Origin of the sequence: Luteimonas sp. 8-5 (assembly GCF_029763755.1) — a bacterium.
Lineage (GTDB): Bacteria > Pseudomonadota > Gammaproteobacteria > Xanthomonadales > Xanthomonadaceae > Cognatiluteimonas.
Genome location: NZ_JARUVM010000038.1, coordinates 1 through 14,836, shown reverse-complemented (window position 1 = coordinate 14,836; position 14,836 = coordinate 1). Strand labels below are relative to the sequence as shown.

At 68.0% G+C, this 14,836-nt stretch carries 16 protein-coding genes and 3 tRNA genes; 1 reads left to right on the top strand and 18 read right to left on the bottom strand.

Annotated features, from left to right (window positions below; genetic code table 11):
- From QAA18_RS05915 to QAA18_RS05895, 5 genes are all read right to left on the bottom strand, one after another.
- Positions 1–829, bottom strand: an 829-nt coding sequence (locus QAA18_RS05915; protein ID WP_279411870.1) for a J domain-containing protein, incomplete at its 3' end; no start/stop codon positions are given.
- Positions 830–879: 50 nt separating this feature from the next.
- A complete protein-coding gene (locus QAA18_RS05910; RefSeq protein ID WP_279411868.1) occupies positions 880–3,171 on the bottom strand; it encodes a polysaccharide biosynthesis tyrosine autokinase in 2,292 nt (763 codons plus the stop codon).
- Between the two features lie 37 nt (positions 3,172–3,208).
- Positions 3,209–3,916: a polysaccharide export protein gene (locus tag QAA18_RS05905; protein ID WP_279411866.1), complete on the bottom strand. Its 708-nt coding sequence runs from the start codon at positions 3,914–3,916 to the stop codon at positions 3,209–3,211.
- Positions 3,917–3,918: 2 nt separating this feature from the next.
- The gene (locus QAA18_RS05900; protein ID WP_279411864.1) at positions 3,919–4,593 is read right to left on the bottom strand and encodes a polysaccharide export protein; all 675 of its coding nucleotides are present in this window, start codon (positions 4,591–4,593) and stop codon (positions 3,919–3,921) included.
- Between the two features lie 125 nt (positions 4,594–4,718).
- The gene (locus QAA18_RS05895) at positions 4,719–5,516 is read right to left on the bottom strand and encodes a CpsB/CapC family capsule biosynthesis tyrosine phosphatase (RefSeq protein WP_279411863.1); all 798 of its coding nucleotides are present in this window, start codon (positions 5,514–5,516) and stop codon (positions 4,719–4,721) included.
- A gap of 36 nt (positions 5,517–5,552) precedes the next feature.
- Here QAA18_RS05895 and arsC point away from each other — a divergent pair, with 36 nt between their 5' ends.
- Entirely contained in the window at positions 5,553–5,909 is a 357-nt protein-coding gene (arsC, locus tag QAA18_RS05890) for an arsenate reductase (glutaredoxin) (RefSeq protein ID WP_279411861.1), read from the top strand.
- Between the two features lie 8 nt (positions 5,910–5,917).
- Here arsC and QAA18_RS05885 read toward each other — a convergent pair whose 3' ends face one another.
- The 13 genes from QAA18_RS05885 to lpxK all read right to left on the bottom strand — a co-directional run.
- Complete coding sequence (locus tag QAA18_RS05885; RefSeq protein ID WP_279411858.1) at positions 5,918–6,187, bottom strand: helix-turn-helix transcriptional regulator; 270 nt, start codon at positions 6,185–6,187, stop codon at positions 5,918–5,920.
- Positions 6,171–7,463, bottom strand: coding sequence for a HipA domain-containing protein (locus tag QAA18_RS05880; RefSeq protein WP_279411857.1), 1,293 nt, complete (start codon positions 7,461–7,463; stop codon positions 6,171–6,173). Before QAA18_RS05880 ends, QAA18_RS05885 begins: the two co-directional genes overlap by 17 nt.
- 69 nt (positions 7,464–7,532) lie before the next feature.
- On the bottom strand, positions 7,533–9,155 hold the full coding sequence (locus QAA18_RS05875; protein WP_279411855.1) for an FMN-binding glutamate synthase family protein: 1,623 nt from the start codon (positions 9,153–9,155) through the stop codon (positions 7,533–7,535).
- Positions 9,156–9,167: 12 nt separating this feature from the next.
- A complete protein-coding gene (locus QAA18_RS05870) occupies positions 9,168–9,674 on the bottom strand; it encodes a GNAT family N-acetyltransferase (protein WP_279411853.1) in 507 nt (168 codons plus the stop codon).
- Positions 9,675–9,677: 3 nt separating this feature from the next.
- Complete coding sequence (locus tag QAA18_RS05865; RefSeq protein ID WP_279411851.1) at positions 9,678–9,962, bottom strand: DUF1778 domain-containing protein; 285 nt, start codon at positions 9,960–9,962, stop codon at positions 9,678–9,680.
- A 40-nt stretch (positions 9,963–10,002) separates the two neighbouring features.
- A tRNA-Leu gene (locus QAA18_RS05860) sits at positions 10,003–10,089 on the bottom strand.
- 68 nt (positions 10,090–10,157) lie between these two features.
- Positions 10,158–10,231 (bottom strand) — tRNA-Cys (locus QAA18_RS05855).
- A 58-nt stretch (positions 10,232–10,289) separates the two neighbouring features.
- Positions 10,290–10,365, bottom strand: a tRNA-Gly gene (locus QAA18_RS05850).
- A gap of 43 nt (positions 10,366–10,408) precedes the next feature.
- Entirely contained in the window at positions 10,409–10,996 is a 588-nt protein-coding gene (gene pgsA / locus QAA18_RS05845) for a CDP-diacylglycerol--glycerol-3-phosphate 3-phosphatidyltransferase (protein ID WP_279411848.1), read from the bottom strand.
- The gene (gene uvrC, locus QAA18_RS05840) at positions 10,993–12,864 is read right to left on the bottom strand and encodes an excinuclease ABC subunit UvrC (RefSeq protein WP_279411846.1); all 1,872 of its coding nucleotides are present in this window, start codon (positions 12,862–12,864) and stop codon (positions 10,993–10,995) included. Before uvrC ends, pgsA begins: the two co-directional genes overlap by 4 nt.
- Before the next feature lie 124 nt (positions 12,865–12,988).
- Positions 12,989–13,459, bottom strand: coding sequence for a low molecular weight phosphotyrosine protein phosphatase (locus QAA18_RS05835; RefSeq protein ID WP_279411844.1), 471 nt, complete (start codon positions 13,457–13,459; stop codon positions 12,989–12,991).
- Positions 13,456–14,223 (bottom strand): 3-deoxy-manno-octulosonate cytidylyltransferase, encoded by a 768-nt coding sequence (gene kdsB, locus QAA18_RS05830; RefSeq protein ID WP_279411842.1) that lies wholly within the window; start codon positions 14,221–14,223, stop codon positions 13,456–13,458. Before kdsB ends, QAA18_RS05835 begins: the two co-directional genes overlap by 4 nt.
- The coding region (gene lpxK / locus QAA18_RS05825) for a tetraacyldisaccharide 4'-kinase (RefSeq protein WP_279411840.1) at positions 14,216–14,836 on the bottom strand (621 nt) is incomplete at its 5' end. The genes lpxK and kdsB, both read right to left, overlap by 8 nt.

Here is a 14,836-nt window from a genome sequence, read left to right as displayed (position 1 = left end):
CGGCCTTGGCTTCCGGCGGCACTCTCACCTCCGGCGCCACTACCGCCACGAGCGGCACAACTTCCATTCCCCGTTCTCCGTTCCCCGTTCCCGCTTCTTGCGGCTCCTCCACCGGCCTCATCAACTCCGCCGCCAACACCCCCACATCCCGATCGTCCATTTCCGGCCCCGCATCCGCGGCGGCGACCTGCTCGCCTTCGTGCTGCTCCCACGGCGCCATCGTTTCCTGGTGCCGGAAGATCAGCACGGCGAGCACGGCGCAGGCTGCGAGCGCGGCGCCAAGCAGCCAGCGCGAGCGGCCGCCGTGGCTGGCGGCCGGCATGTCGATCTGCTCCCAGCGATGCACCGTGTCCGCGGGCAGTGGCGCGTCGCCGCCGGCCAGGCGTGCTTCGGCCAGGCGCACGTCGTAGTCGTGGCGCAATTCAGACGTGCGCAGCTGCGCCCAGGCCTGGTTGACGCGGGTAGCGAACACGGTGGCGTCGCCGGCCTGTGCGCGATCCGGATGCAACCAGCGCTGCAGCCAGCGGTGATGCAGGCGGATGGTGTCCTGCGGGGCGTCATGGGCCAGCCCGAGCACGCGGTAGGCATCAGCGTCCTCCGCGGCGAACAGCACCTGCTCGAGGTAGAAGCGCGAGGCCTCCAGCACTTCCTGTTCGTCGTGGCCGGTTTCGGCCGCCGCGTTCGCCAACGCCTGGGGCGAGCCGGAGGCGACTTCGAGGACGTGGACGATGCCATCCGGCAGCGGGCGCTCGCGCAAACGGAACCGTTCGCCTGGCGCGCGATGCAGCGCCAGGGCGGTTTCCAGGATTTGGGCGGTGGGTGAGCGCAAGGAGCTTCCCCTTTTCTCCCTTCGCGGCTTCCGCCGCTCCTACAGGTGGGTTATCGCTTCTTGTGGGTGAGCTGGGCGGGGCCGCCGTAGGCGTAGTAGCTGTAGCCGCCATAGCCTTCGCCCTGGCCGTGGTGGGCGGCCGAGTACTTGCTGAGGACGGCGCCGATGATGCGGGCACGCGCGACCAGCAGGCGCTTGACCGCCATCTGCGCGGCCTGGATGCGGGTCTGCCCCGCCTCCACCACCAGCAGCGTGCCGGATGCCGCGTTGGCCAGGATCGGCGCGTCGGCCAGGCCGAGCACCGGCGGGCCGTCGATCACCACCTGGTCGAAGCTCTCCCCGGCCACGGTCAGCAGCGAAATCAATTTACTGCCGGCCAGCAGCTCGGCCGGGTTCGGCGGCAGCGGACCGGCGAGCACGATCTTCAGGCGCGGGTCGTCGGTTTCCTGGATCGCCTCGTTGATGTTGGCCGCGCCCGACAGCAGGTTGCTCAGGCCGATCTCGCCGCGTACTTCGGCGACGCGATGCAAGGAAGGATTGCGCAGGTCGCCGTCGATCAGCAGCGTGCGCTTGCCCAGCTGGGCGAAGTTGCGCGCCAGCGACCAGGCGGTGGTGGACTTGCCTTCGCTCGGGCCGGCGCTGGTGACCAGCAGCACCTTGGGCACGCCGTTGTCGGTGGAGAACTGCAGCGCGGTGCGCACCGAGCGGTAGGCCTCCGAGAACGCCGAACGCAGGTCGCGCAGCGCCTGCGCCGGCACTTCCTGCTTCTTGAGCTTGGGGATGATGCCCAGCACCGAGAGCTTGAGCCGCTGCTCGACGTCCTGCGGGGTCTTCAGGGTCTGGTCGAGGAACTCGAGCACGAAGGCGGCGAGCACGCCGAGCATGGCGCCCAGCAACAGGCCGATCGCCAGGTTGAGGGTGAGGCTGGGCTTGTACCGGGATTGCGGCGGCAGCGCACGGTCGACGATGGCCACGTTGTTGGCGCTCACGCCGCCGGCCACGCCGATTTCCTTGTAGCGCTGCAGCAGCGCGTCGTAGAGCTGGCGGTTGGTGTCGGCCTCGCGCTTGAGGATGTTGTACTGGATGCTGCGGCTGTCCACGTCCAGGGTTTCGGTGCGCAGCGCCGCCAGCTTGTTGCTCAGCAGGTTCTCCTGCGCCAGCGCGGCGTCGTACTCGGACTTCACCGAAGAGCGGATGTTGCGCAGTTCGCCTGCGATCTGCTTGTCGAGCTCGGCGATCTGGCCCTCGAGCTGCTTCATCTCCGGGTAGTCGGGCTTGAACACCTGCAGCTTCTGCTGGTACTGCCCCTGGAGTTCCGCCCGCTGCTGCTGCAGGGTGCGGATGATCGAGTTGGCCAGCATGTCGGCCGGCAGCGCGGCGCCGCTGGAACCGGACGCCTCGCGCCAGCGCGCCTCGGCGCGGATGCGCTGGGCCTGGGCATCGGCCATCTGCCGGTTGAGTTCGCTCAGGTTCTGCGAGACCAGCGAAAGCTGGTTCTCGCCGACGTTGACGATGTTTTCCTTCTGCGCGAAGGCGACCAGCTCGCGCTCGGATTCCTCCAGCTTGGCCTTGAGCTGGCGCAGCCGGTCCTCGAGGTAGGTCTTGGCGTACGACGAAGCGTCGAAGCGGCGCTCGAGCTGCTGGGCGATGAAGCCCTCGGCCAGGGCATTGGCCACGCGCGCGGAGAACACCGGGTTGCCACTGTCGAAGTTGAGCTTGACCAGGCGCGAGTTGCGCACCGGCTCGATCGCCAGGCCGTCCTGGATGATCCTGGCCGCATCGCGCATGCCCGCGCTCTTGCTTTCGGCGGTGTTGGACTCGGCGGCCTCCTCGCGGGTCTGCGGACGCAGACCCTGGGTCAGGCGCTGCAGCCAGGAGTGGCTCGCCAGGGCCTGCAGCGACGGCGAGTTGGCCAGGTTCAGGGTGTCGGCCACGCGCTCCGCCAGCGAGCGGCTCTTCAGCAGTTCGTACTGGGTCTGGTAGAAGTCGCCGCTGTTGGCGGCTTCCGGCGCCTGGATGCCGTCGACCTGGATCACCTGCATCGCTTCGCGGTCGATCTGCAGGGTCGCGGTGGCGCGATACACCGGCGGCGTCAGCAGCGTGACCAGCAACGCCAGCGCAACGACGCTGGCGAGCACGCCCAGCACCAGCCAGCGGCGCTTGAGCAGGATCTGCCAGTAGGCCAGCAGGTCGATCTCGTCCTCGTCGCGCGCCGGCTCCTCGAACAGGTCGAGCGCGGTGCCGCCCGTATGCAGCGCGAGCGCACCCTGCTGCGGCACGCGATGGGCCGGAAGCCTGGGCTCCTTGTCGTTGGATCCTACCGGGAGATTGTCGTCAGACATCGAGTTGGTTTGCGTCCTTGGGGGTCAAGACGGGTGATCAGAAAAACGCGAAGATGCCGATCGCGGGAATCGAACGGATGAATTCGCGGAACGCCGAGCGGCTGCCCGACTTCTCGACCACGATCACGTCGTCGCCATAGATCTGCGGATCCGGTGCGTTGCCGGCGCGCACCTGGGCCAGGTCGTAGACCGCGCCCATGCGCTTGCCATCGATGGTGCGGAACACGATCACGCCCTGCAGGTCGGCCAGGTCGTCCAGGCCCTGGGCCATGGAGATCGCCTGGACCAGGGTGGTGGTGCCGGTCAGCGGGTAGATGCCCGGCTTTTTCAGCGCGCCTTCCAGGGTGACCTGCTGGCTGGTGAACTCCTTCACGAAAACGCTGACCTGGGCATCCTGGACGTAGCCGTCCTCGAGCTTGGCGCCGATCTCGCGCTCGAGTTCCGGGATGGTCTTGCCGCCGGCCATGACGCCGCCGATCAGCGGCAGCGAGATCTGGCCGTTGGAATTGACCCGCACGCTGCGCGACAGGTCCTCGATGCCGAACACGCTGACCTCGAGCAGGTCCTGGGCACCGATGCGGTAGTCGCTGCCGCCTTCGTACGCGCCCGACGCCGTCGTGGTGTCCGGCGGCGGCAAGGCGACGTTGTTGGTGAACTCGGGGTTGTAGGCTGGGGAACTCGCGCAGCCGGCGAGCAGGCCGACGGCCAGGAGCAGCAGCGCGAACGTGGCGATCAGCTTGCGCATGCTCAGTACCACCGGAAGATGTTGAAAACCGGCACCGACTCGATGAAGGTGCGGTAGGCGCTCTTGCTGCCGGATTTCTCGACGATGACGATGTCGTCGCCGTAGACGCGCGGGTCCTCGACGGCACCGGCACGGATCTGGGCCAGGTCGAACACCGCGCCCATGCGCTTGCCCTTCACCTTTCGGAAGATCACCACGCCCTGCAGGTCGGCCAGGTCGGTGACGCCTTCGGCCAGGGCAATCGCCTGCAACAGCGTGGTCCGGCCGGTGATCGGGTAGATGCCCGGCTTGGTCAGCGCGCCTTCGAGGGTGATGCGCTGGCTGGTGTATTCCTTCACGAACACGCTGACCTGCGGATCCTGCAGGTAGCCGTCCTTGAGCTTGTCCTCGAGCGTCTTCTGCAGTTCGGGGATGGTCTTGCCGCCGGCCATGACGCCACCGATCAGCGGCAGCGAGATCTGGCCGTTGGAATTGACCCGCACTTCCTTGTCGAGCTGCTGGATGCCGAACACCCGGATCTCGAGCAGGTCCTGCGCGCCGATGCGGTAGTCGCTGCCGCCGGTGTAGATGCCCGAGGCCGAGGTGGTGTCGGGCGCGCGCATCACCTCGTTCTGCAGCAGGTTGGGATTGCGCACCGGGGAGCTGCCGCAGGCAGCCAGCAGCCAGCACGCCAGCACGCCAGCAGCGCCAGCAGCAGGGCCGGCAGGCGGAAAGCAGGGATCGGGGCGCGGCGAATCAACGGCTTGCTCATGCTATTCGAAGGAGTTCCGGGCCTGTGCGGGCCCATTCAGCGAGCCAAGGATTATGCGGTGCCCCGCAGCCAATGCCAAAAACCGGCCGCTTTCGGCGCTTGCGTGGCACCGGCAGGCAGGGGTGGCAGGGCGTCGGGCGCATCGTTGGCCACGATACCGGCCGGCCGCGTCACGACCAGGTGATCGGCTTCCGCGGCGCCGACCAGGGCGGCCGCGGCCTCCCGGGCCTCGGCCAGGAACGGCGGGCGGCGGCGGGTGTCGTGGGCGTCGGTGGCCAGGATGTGGGTCTTGCCCTCGCCCACGAAGCGTTCGGCCCAGTATTTCGGCCGGCGGCCGTGACGGCCGGTCAACGCGCCGGCGGTGATCTGCATCCAGGCGCCCCGGTCGACCAGGCGCATGAACAGCTCGTAGTGGTCCTCGACCCAGCTCAGCCGCTCGGGATGGGTGATCACCGGGGTGATGCCCGCGGTCATCAGCTCGAACACGCGCTGCTCGAATCCGGGCGGGGCGACGTGGTGCGGCGGCTCCAGCAGCAGGTAGCGGCTGCCAGCCAGGGTCGGCACGCGGTCGTCGCGGATCGCGCCGGCCAGGTCGGTGTCCAGGTGCACGTCGGCGCCCTCGACCAGTTCCAGGTCGATGCCCGCTGCATCCAGTTCCGCCTGCAGCGCGGCGATCGCGGCACGGATGCCCGTGGCGTTGTTCTCGTACAGGCCCGGATAGATGTGCGGCGTGCAGGCGACGGTGCGGATGCCGTCGGCATGGGCCATGCGCGCCATCTCCAGCGACGTCGCCAGGTCCGGGGCGCCGTCGTCGATCGCGGGTAGCATGTGGCAGTGCAGGTCGAGCATCCGTGTCCCATACGTCCGTAGGAGTCCAATCCGGCCATGAAGCAGGCTGCAACAAGGCTATACCACAACACCCGTTGTTCTAAATCGCGCGGCGCGCTGGAACTGCTGACCGCGCGCGGCATCGAGCCCGAGCTCGTCTACTACCTTGAGACACCGCCCTCGCCCGCCGAGCTGCGCGAGCTGCTGGGCAAGCTCGGCATTGGCGCGCGCGGGCTGCTGCGCTCCGGCGAACCGGAATATGCCGAGCTGGGCCTGAACGACCCGTCACTCGACGACGAGGCGCTGATCGCCGCCATGGCCGGATACCCGCGCCTGATCGAACGCCCCGTGTTCGTCAACGGCGACCGCGCCGTCATCGGCCGCCCGCCCGAGCGCGTCCTGGAAATCCTCTGATCGCGCCGTCAACCCTGGCGAACGAATCCGATTTTCAGGCCGAAAACTTCACCGATCCGTTCAAGCGTCCGGACGGTGGGATTGGCCTTGTCGAGCTCGATCCGCTTCAAGGTCGGCAACGCGATGCCGCGATGCCGCGCGAACTCCTCCTGACTCAGTCCGCTGATCTCGCGCAGCCGCCTGACGGCCTGGCCGACGCTCAGCCTGCCGCTTGCCAGGTCGGCATCGAGTGCGTCACGCAGTTCGCGTACGGTTTCCAGATCACGATGCCTGGCCATGGATGCCGATCTCCTGGAGGTTGCTTACCTGCGCCTCGATGCTGCCCAGGCAATCCTGGACGATACGTTCGTCTGCCTCGAACCGGCGAAGCAGTTCGGGCAGGCGCGGAACGTGCTCGACCCCGAATCGATGCAGCGCGACCGCAACATCGCGCCGCACCGCATCGTTCACACCCAGGTGTTCGACGATGGCTGGCCAATCGTCGACCACGACCTGGCGGTCGGTGCGCCACTGGCAGGTGCGGGTAACCAGTTCCGGATCACGGTACATGGGGCCGATGTCGTACAGGGGCGTCAGCTGCACGGTGCCGTCGGGCAGGCGCTGCACCGAGCTATTGCGCAAATGGTTGTCCGGATTGCGCAATGCCCGGTTGAATGCGTCGCGGCACAGAAACTCCGCGATCTCCGTGGCGGGGTCCGTCGCGACCTCGGCCAGCCTGGACACGAGTTCGAACATCGATGCGCCACGGCCGAAACCGCTGGCCCCGATCAGGGAGGCAAACGTTTCCTGGTGCAGCCGCACTACTCGGCCATCTTCGACCCGGCGATCGAAGCGCGGCAGGAACAGCATGTCGGCCTCGTGGCGCACGTCCGGAATCGATCGCAACCCGCAGGCCGCGGCCGCGCGTAGGTAGATCGCCTCGTGGCGCAGGATCTGGCGATCGACAGGTTCCCGCCCGCGCGGCAACTTCACGATCCAGTGTCGCTGGACCTCCGCGTCGTCCAGCGCCATGTCCGGATACCAGCGTCCGTCGTTGCCCTCCACCAGCAGGAATTTGCGCGCCACGCCCTGCACACCGGGTGTTCCGGCCGCGAGCATGCCGTGCAGGGTCAACTGGTCGAGGAATGCGTCGTTGCGCTGGATCATGTCGGCCAGGCTGAAGCCCGCGGCATGCTGGTCTCCGGCCTGTCGCCGGTAGAACTCCACTGCGGTTTCCAGGCGCAATTGCCCGATCGGGGCAAAAGCGCCGTGCGCGGCCAGATAAAGATCCTGGGCGGGGTCCTGGTCGGAAACGCCAAGCAAGCCTGCCAGATGCTGCCTGCCTGCCCCTTGGGGTACCAGATCCCAAAGGAAAGCCAGCGGCGTCCGTGCCTGGGATGGCGTCGCCCGGACCGTGTCGAGTCGAACCGGCAGCCCCAGCGTCACGGGCAGCCGTGGGCCGTTGCCGAAGACGTAGTCGGGCAGGTATTCGAAGCGCAGGCCGCGATCGGTCGCGGACACCATCGCGGCCCGGTGCCACTGCCCCTGCACATGGATCTGGAGGATGGTGTCCATGGGGGCATGTTAGTATCTTTAACGATACTAATCAAGTATAAATTCGAAGATTTAGTATCTTATAGTATTCTACTTGCGCTTTCTGAGGGCCTGGACTGCTTCCGGCGGCGCAAAACTGTTGCTCCTTGCACTGGCCCAGAACGCCTTGAACACCGCGTGCTCGGGTATCTGGCCCAGCAGCTCTCCGGGTTCCAGGAATCGGTAGAGCGAGGCCAGCGAGCGCACTTCCAGCGGCGACACCCGGCGCAGGATGTGTTCCGGTCCCAGTTCCTCGGGGCCGTTCAGGCCGCAGGCGCACAGCAGATCGCGCAATGCGTGCAGCGTGTTCTGGTGGAACATGAAGACGCGGTTGCTCTTGTCGGCCACGTCCAGGTGCTTCCAGCGGCGTGGATCCTGGGTGGCGATGCCGGTCGGGCAGCGATCGGTATGGCAGCTCTGCGACTGGATGCAGCCCAGCGCGAACATGAAGCCGCGACCGGCGTTGCACCAGTCCGCACCCATCGCCAGGGTGCGCGCGATGTCGAAGGCACTGACCACCTTGCCCGCCGCCGCGACCTTCACCTTGTCGCGCAGCCCCAGCCCGACCAGGGTGTTGTGCACCAGCATCAGGCCTTCGTGCATCGGCACGCCGACGTGCTCGATGAACTCGGCCGGCGCCGCGCCGGTACCGCCCTCGGCGCCATCGACGACGATGAAGTCCGGCAGGATCCCGCTCTCCTCCATCGCCTTGGCCACGCCGAACCATTCCCAGGGATGGCCGATGGCGAGCTTGAACCCGGTGGGCTTGCCGCCGGAAAGCCTGCGTAGCCGCGCCACGAATTCCAGCAGCCCCAGCGGCGTGGAGAATTCCGAATGCTGCGCGGGCGAGATGCAGTCCACGCCTTCGGGCACGCCGCGGGTGAGCGCGATCTCGCGGCTGACCTTGGCCCCCGGCAGCATGCCGCCGTGGCCGGGCTTGGCACCCTGCGAGAGCTTCACCTCGATCATCTTCACCTGTGGATCGGTGGCGTTGGCGACGAAGCGCTCCTCGCTGAAACGCCCGGCCACCTCGCAGCAGCCGAAGTAGCCCGAGCCGATTTCCCACACCAGGTCGCCGCCGCCTTCGCGGTGGTAGGGCGAGATCGAGCCTTCCCCGGTGTCGTGGTAGAAGCCGCCCTTGCGCGCGCCGTTGTTGAGCGCACGCACCGCACTGGCCGACAGCGAGCCGAAGCTCATCGCCGAGATGTTGAACACGCTGGCGTCGTATGGCTGCGCAGTGCCCTCGCCCCCCACGCGCACGCGAAAGTCGTGGGACTCGATGAACGAGGGCGCCAGCGAGTGGTTGATCCACTCGTAGTCCACGCCGTAGACATTGCGCTCGGTGCCGAACGGCACCACGTCCATCACGTGCTTGGACCGCTGGTAGACCAGGGCTCGCTGCTCGCGCGAGAACGGCACCTTCTCGGTGTCGCGCTCGATGAAGTATTGGCGGATCTCCGGGCCGATCGCCTCCAGCCCGTAGCGCAGGTGCGCCAGCAACGGGTAGTTGCGCCGGAGGGTGCTGCGCCGCTGCAGCAGGTCGACGGTGCCCAGCAGGGCCAGCAGCCCCGCAACCGCCAGCACCCAGCCCCACCCGGTTCCGCCACCGGCCAGCACCCGCCAGGCGGCCAGGGCGGTCAGCAACAGGCTGGCGATGTAGGCCGAATAACGCATCGGTCGGTCTCTTCAATCCTGTTGGTGGAAATGGGCCAGGCCGAGCATCAGGGTCAGATCGTCCACCGGCGACTGTACAAACCCATGGTGGAGGTAGAAAGCCCTGGCCTCGTCGTCGATGGCGTGGCACAGGATCGCACGTATGCCGACGCTCTCGCGCGCCGTGCGGATGCAGCGCAGTGTCGCGTCGCGCAACATGCCCCGGCCGATGCCATGCTTTTCGTAGGCGCTGTGGACTGCGAGCCTCCCCAACACGGCGACGGGAACCGGGTCGGGCATGTTGCGGCGGATCCGCCCCGGCGCCGATGCATGCGCCAGCGAACCTGCGGCCAGCGCATGGAAGCCAACGACGGCATTGCCATCCCCGCGGGCATCGCAAACCACGAAGCAGTTGCAGGCACCCTGGCCCTGGTTACGCAGCGCCCGCGCCTGCAGCCACTTCGCAAGGGCTTCGTGCCGACAGGTGAATCCATCGAGCCGATGGTGGGGACCCAGCCGCTCGGGTGGACGCAACCGCACGCGTCACCGCTCCCAAGGGGCTTTCCGAAGCAACATCCGGATGGCTGCGTCGCTGATCGGCTCTTCCAGCAGGCGATTGAACTCGGCAAGTTGGCGTTGGTCGACCTGGAACCGGGTCTGGTCGGCCAGTACTTCCCGGGCCTTCTCGGAAAGCGCGTCGAGCATGAATTCCGTGCGCTTCTTCCCCAGCGCCGTCGCGGCCTGGTCGATGAGCGCCTTCTTGGCCCGGGGAACCCGGAAGTTGATGGTTTCCGCAGCGGTTTCGCTGCGCTTGGCGACGGTGCCCATGGCGCACCTCCAGATGTTGTACATACATTGTACACACATCTGGTGCCCGGAGTCGGGATCGAACCGACATGGCCTTGCGGCCGAGGGATTTTAAGTCCCTTGCGTCTACCAGTTTCGCCATCCGGGCCGTCGCGCCCATGGTACGAAAAAGCCGGAACGAAAAAGCCCCGCTCGAGGCGGGGCTTGATCGGAAGCTGGAGGCCGGGGTCGGAATTGAACCGGCGTACGCGGATTTGCAGTCCGCTGCATAACCACTCTGCCACCCGGCCGGTGGACTTTCGATTCTTTACAAAAAAACAAACCCCGGCAAGCCGGGGTTCGAAAAACTGGAGCGGGAAACGAGACTCGAACTCGCGACCCCGACCTTGGCAAGGTCGTGCTCTACCAACTGAGCTATTCCCGCGGAGCCCGCCATTTTACGGCTGGGCGTGAACCTGTCAATAGATTTACGACTCACCCTTCAGGGAGGGCCAGGCGGCGCGCAGGTAGCCCAGGCCCGACCACAGGGTCAGCAGCGCGGCGGCGGCCAGCAGCCAGTCGCCGATGTGGAAGATGACCTCGCCCATCCACGGCTGCGGGTGCGGCGGCCTGGCCGGCGACACCGAGTACAGCAGGAACAGCAGCGCGACCATCTGGGCGATGGTCTTGAACTTGCCCAGGGCGGCCACGGCGACCTTCTTGCGCTGGCCGACCTCGGCCATCCATTCGCGCAGGGCCGACACCGCGATCTCGCGTCCGACGATCACCGCCGCCCACAGCGCCATCCACGCGGTCGGGTGGCCCTGGACGATCAGGAACAGCGCCGTGGACACCATCAGCTTGTCCGCCACCGGGTCCAGGAACGCGCCGAAGGCCGAGTACTGGCCGTAGCGGCGGGCGATCCAGCCGTCCAGCCAGTCGGTCAGCGAGGCCAGGCCGAAGATCGCCGCGGTGGCGAAGTTGCTCCAGCCGTAGGGCAGGTAGAACACGACCGCCAGCACCGGGATCATCGCGATCCGCAGAAGCGTCAGGATGGTCGGTACCGTCAGTTTCATGCTTCCTTACTCGTTTGTCCGATTCCGTGCAGGCTGGCCCAGATCCGTTCGGCAAGCGCTGCGTTGATGCCCTCGACCCGGGCGATCTCCTCCGCGCCGGCGGCCTTGAGCCCGCCCAGGCCGCCGAAATGCCGCAACAGGTTAGCGCGTCTGCGCGGTCCGATGCCGGGAATGTCCTCGAGCCTGCTGGTGTTGCGCACCTTCTGCCGGCGGCCGCGATGGCCGGTGATCGCAAAGCGGTGGGATTCGTCGCGCACCTGCTGCACCAGTTGCAGGCCGGGCGACTCCGGACCGGGGCGGACTTCACGCCCGTCCGGCAGAAGCAGGGCCTCGTGTCCGGCCCGCCTGCCCTCGCCCTTGGCCACGCCGACCAGGACGATGCGCTCGGCGATGCCCAGTTCGGCCAGCACCGCTCTTGCCTGCGCCACCTGGCCGGCGCCGCCGTCGATCAACAGCACGTCGGGCAGCACCCCGCCCTCGTCGACCGCGCGCTTGAACCGGCGCTCCAGCGCCTGGTGCATGGCGGCGTAGTCGTCGCCGGGCTCGATGCCGGAAATGTTGTAGCGGCGGTACTGGCCGCGAACCGGGCCGTTCTCGTCGAACACCACCTGCGAGGCGACGGTGGCCTCGCCCATGGTGTGGCTGATGTCGTAGCACTCGATGCGGTGCGGCGGTTCGGGCAGGCCGAGCAACTCCTGCAGCGACGCCAGCCGGGCGCGCTGGTTGGCCTGGCTGCCCAGTTCGGTGGCCAGGGCCAGTTCCGCGTTGCGCCTGGCCATGTCCAGGTAGCCGGCGCGCTCGCCGCGCACGTTGCACTTGAGCTGCACGCGCTTGCCGGCGGCCTCCGACAGCGCCTCCTGCAGCAGGGCGCGGTCCTCGATGTCGCGGTCGAGCACGATCTCGCCGGGCGCCGGTTGTTCGCCGTAGTACTGCGAGACAAAGGCGGCCAGTACCTCCTCGGGGCTTTCGGCGCCGTTGGTCTTCGGGAAGAAGGCGCGCGTGCCCAGGTTGCGGCCGTCGCGGAAGGCCAGCAGCATCACGCAGGCACTGCTGCCCTGCATCGCGCAGGCGAGCACGTCCAGGTCGGCGGCGCGGCCGTCCACGTACTGCCGCGCCTGCAGCTTGCGGATGGTGGCGATGAGGTCGCGCACTCGCGCGGCTTCCTCGAAGTCCAGGCGTTCGCTGGCCTCGGCCATGTTGCGCTCGAGCTCGGCGCTGAGTTCATCGCTGCGGCCGTCCAGGAACAGTTCGACCCGGCGCACGGCCCGGGCGTACTCGGTAGCGTCGACCAGGCCGACGCACGGCGCCGAGCAGCGCCCGATCTGGTACTGCAGGCAGGGCCGCGAGCGGTTGCGGAACACGCTGTCCTCGCAGCTGCGCAGGCGAAAGAGTTTGTGCAGCAGGTTCAGGGTTTCGCGCACCGCGCCGACGCTGGCGTAGGGGCCGAAGTACCGCCCGGGAATGGCGCGCGCGCCACGATGCATGGCCAGGCGCGGCCACTGCTCCTGGGTGAGCAGCACGTAGGGATAGCTCTTGTCGTCGCGCAGCAGCACGTTGTAGCGCGGCTTGAGCGACTTGATCAGCTGGTTTTCCAGCAGCAGCGCTTCGGTCTCGGTACGGGTGACCGTGACCTCCATGCGCGCGACCTGGGCCAGCATCGCCTGGGTGCGCGGCGACTTCGGCGCGGCGTTGAAGTAGCTGGCCACGCGCTTCTTGAGCTCGCCGGCCTTGCCCACGTACAGCACCGAGTCGTCGGCCGCGTACATGCGGTACACGCCCGGTGCCGTCCCGAGCCCGCGCACGAATGCCTTGCCGTCGAAGGAGCGCGGCGGCTTGACGTCCTTGGGATCTGCGGGGGCTTGGGGCATGTGGGGATTATCGCCCGTGCAGCGAAGGGAGTGAGGGGAATGAAGGGAATGAGGGGAATGGCTGCGGCGTCGCGACACCATCCGCTCGCGATGCTCCATCCATTCCCCTCATTCCCTGTTCCCCTTATTCCCCCTGCTTCATCGCCGCCACAATCGCCCCAGCCGCCACATCCACCAGCTCCCAGGCGTGTTCGAACGCGGCCGCGTTCAGGGTGTACGGGTCGGGGATCTGTGCGTTGGGGCCGAGGCCGCACCAGTCCAGCAGCAGTTCGGTGTGCGCGGTGGCCTCGGGCGGGGCGTGGGCGCGCACGGTGTAGAGCACGTCCGCGTCGGCGCACAGCAGCACGTCGAATTCGCGGTAATCGGCATCGGTGATCTGGCGCGCGCGCAGGCCGGAGATGTCGACGCCGTGGCCGGCGGCGCACTTGATGGCGCGGCGGTCCGGCGGCTGGCCGGCGTGCCAGTTGCCCAGGCCGGCCGAGTCGACCTGGACACGACTGCCCAGGCCGGCGGCCTCCAGGCGCGCGCGCAAGGCGCCTTCGGCCATCGGCGAGCGGCAGATGTTGCCAAGACAGACGATCAACAATCGCTTCAACGCGCTGCCTCCGCGAGGCGGCGCTCGGCGCGTTCCAGGTCTTCCGGCGTATCGACGCCGGGCGGGAACGGTTCTGGCGGCATGCCGCCCGCGATGCGATGGCCGGCCTCGAGCGCGCGTAGCTGTTCCAGCGATTCGACCTGTTCCAGGCGCCCCGGGGGCAAGGCGGCAAAGCGCTTCAGGAAACCGGCGCGATAGGCGTAGATGCCGATGTGGCGCAGCCAGTTTCCGCCTTCGGGCAAGGTGTCGCGTGCCTGGGCGAAGGCGTCGCGCGGCCACGGCAGCGGCGCGCGACTGAAGTACAGCGCGTCGCCGTCGTCGCGGCGCACGAGCTTGACGGTGTTCGGGTCGAACAGCATCGCCGCGTCCTCTACCGGCGTGGCCAGCGTGGCCATCTCGGCACCGGACGCCAGCAGCGTCCCTGCGACGGCGCGGATGCCCGCGGCGGGTGCGAACGGCTCGTCGCCCTGCAGGTTCACGACCACGGTGTCGTCTGGCCAGCCGGCGATCTCGGCGCACTCCGCGAGGCGGTCGCTGCCGGAAGCGTGTGCCGGCGAAGTCATGGCGATGCGCACGCCGCTGCCATCCAGGGCGCGGGCAATGCGCTCGTCGTCCGCCGCGACCCAGACCTCGCGCGCACCGGCGGCCAGCGCACGCCGGGCGACATGCAGCACCAGCGGCTCGCCGCCGAGCAGGCGAAGGGGCTTGCCGGGAAGGCGCGAGGCGGCATGGCGGGCGGGACTGGCGACGATGAAGTCAGGCATGGGATTGGCGAATGCTGTCCAGGAGCGCGATCCAGAAGGCCTCGGGCAGTTGCGCGCTGATCGGGACGCTGAAGTGGCGGTCGTTGGCGAAGCCTCCGCATTTCACCGCGTCCTTCTCGGTCATCAGCACCGGCAGGTCGCTGCCGAACTCGAAGTCTTCCGCGGTGAAACGGTGGTGGTCGGCGAAGGCATGCGGCACCACCGCGATGCCGCGGCTGCGCAGCATGGCGAAGAAGCGTTCGGGGTTGCCGATGCCGGCGACGGCGTGCACGCGCTTGCCGGCGAAGCTGTCCAGCGGCAGTGCGCGCCCGCCCAGCAGCGGCACGGCATTGTCGGCGGACTGGCGCATCAGCCACTCGCCGAAACCCGGCTCGGCGTCGCCGACGGCGTCGTTGAGCACGTGGAAGTCGCAGTCGGCGGCGCGCGCCACGGGTTCGCGCAGCGGGCCCGCCGGGATCAGCTGGCCGTTGCCATGGCGTCGGGTCGCGTCCAGCACTTCGATCTCGACGTCGCGCGCCAGCGGGTAATGCTGCAGGCCGTCGTCGCAGACGATGACGTTGCAACCGGCCGCGACCAGGGCGCGCGCGCCGGCGACGCGGTCGCGGTCGGCGCG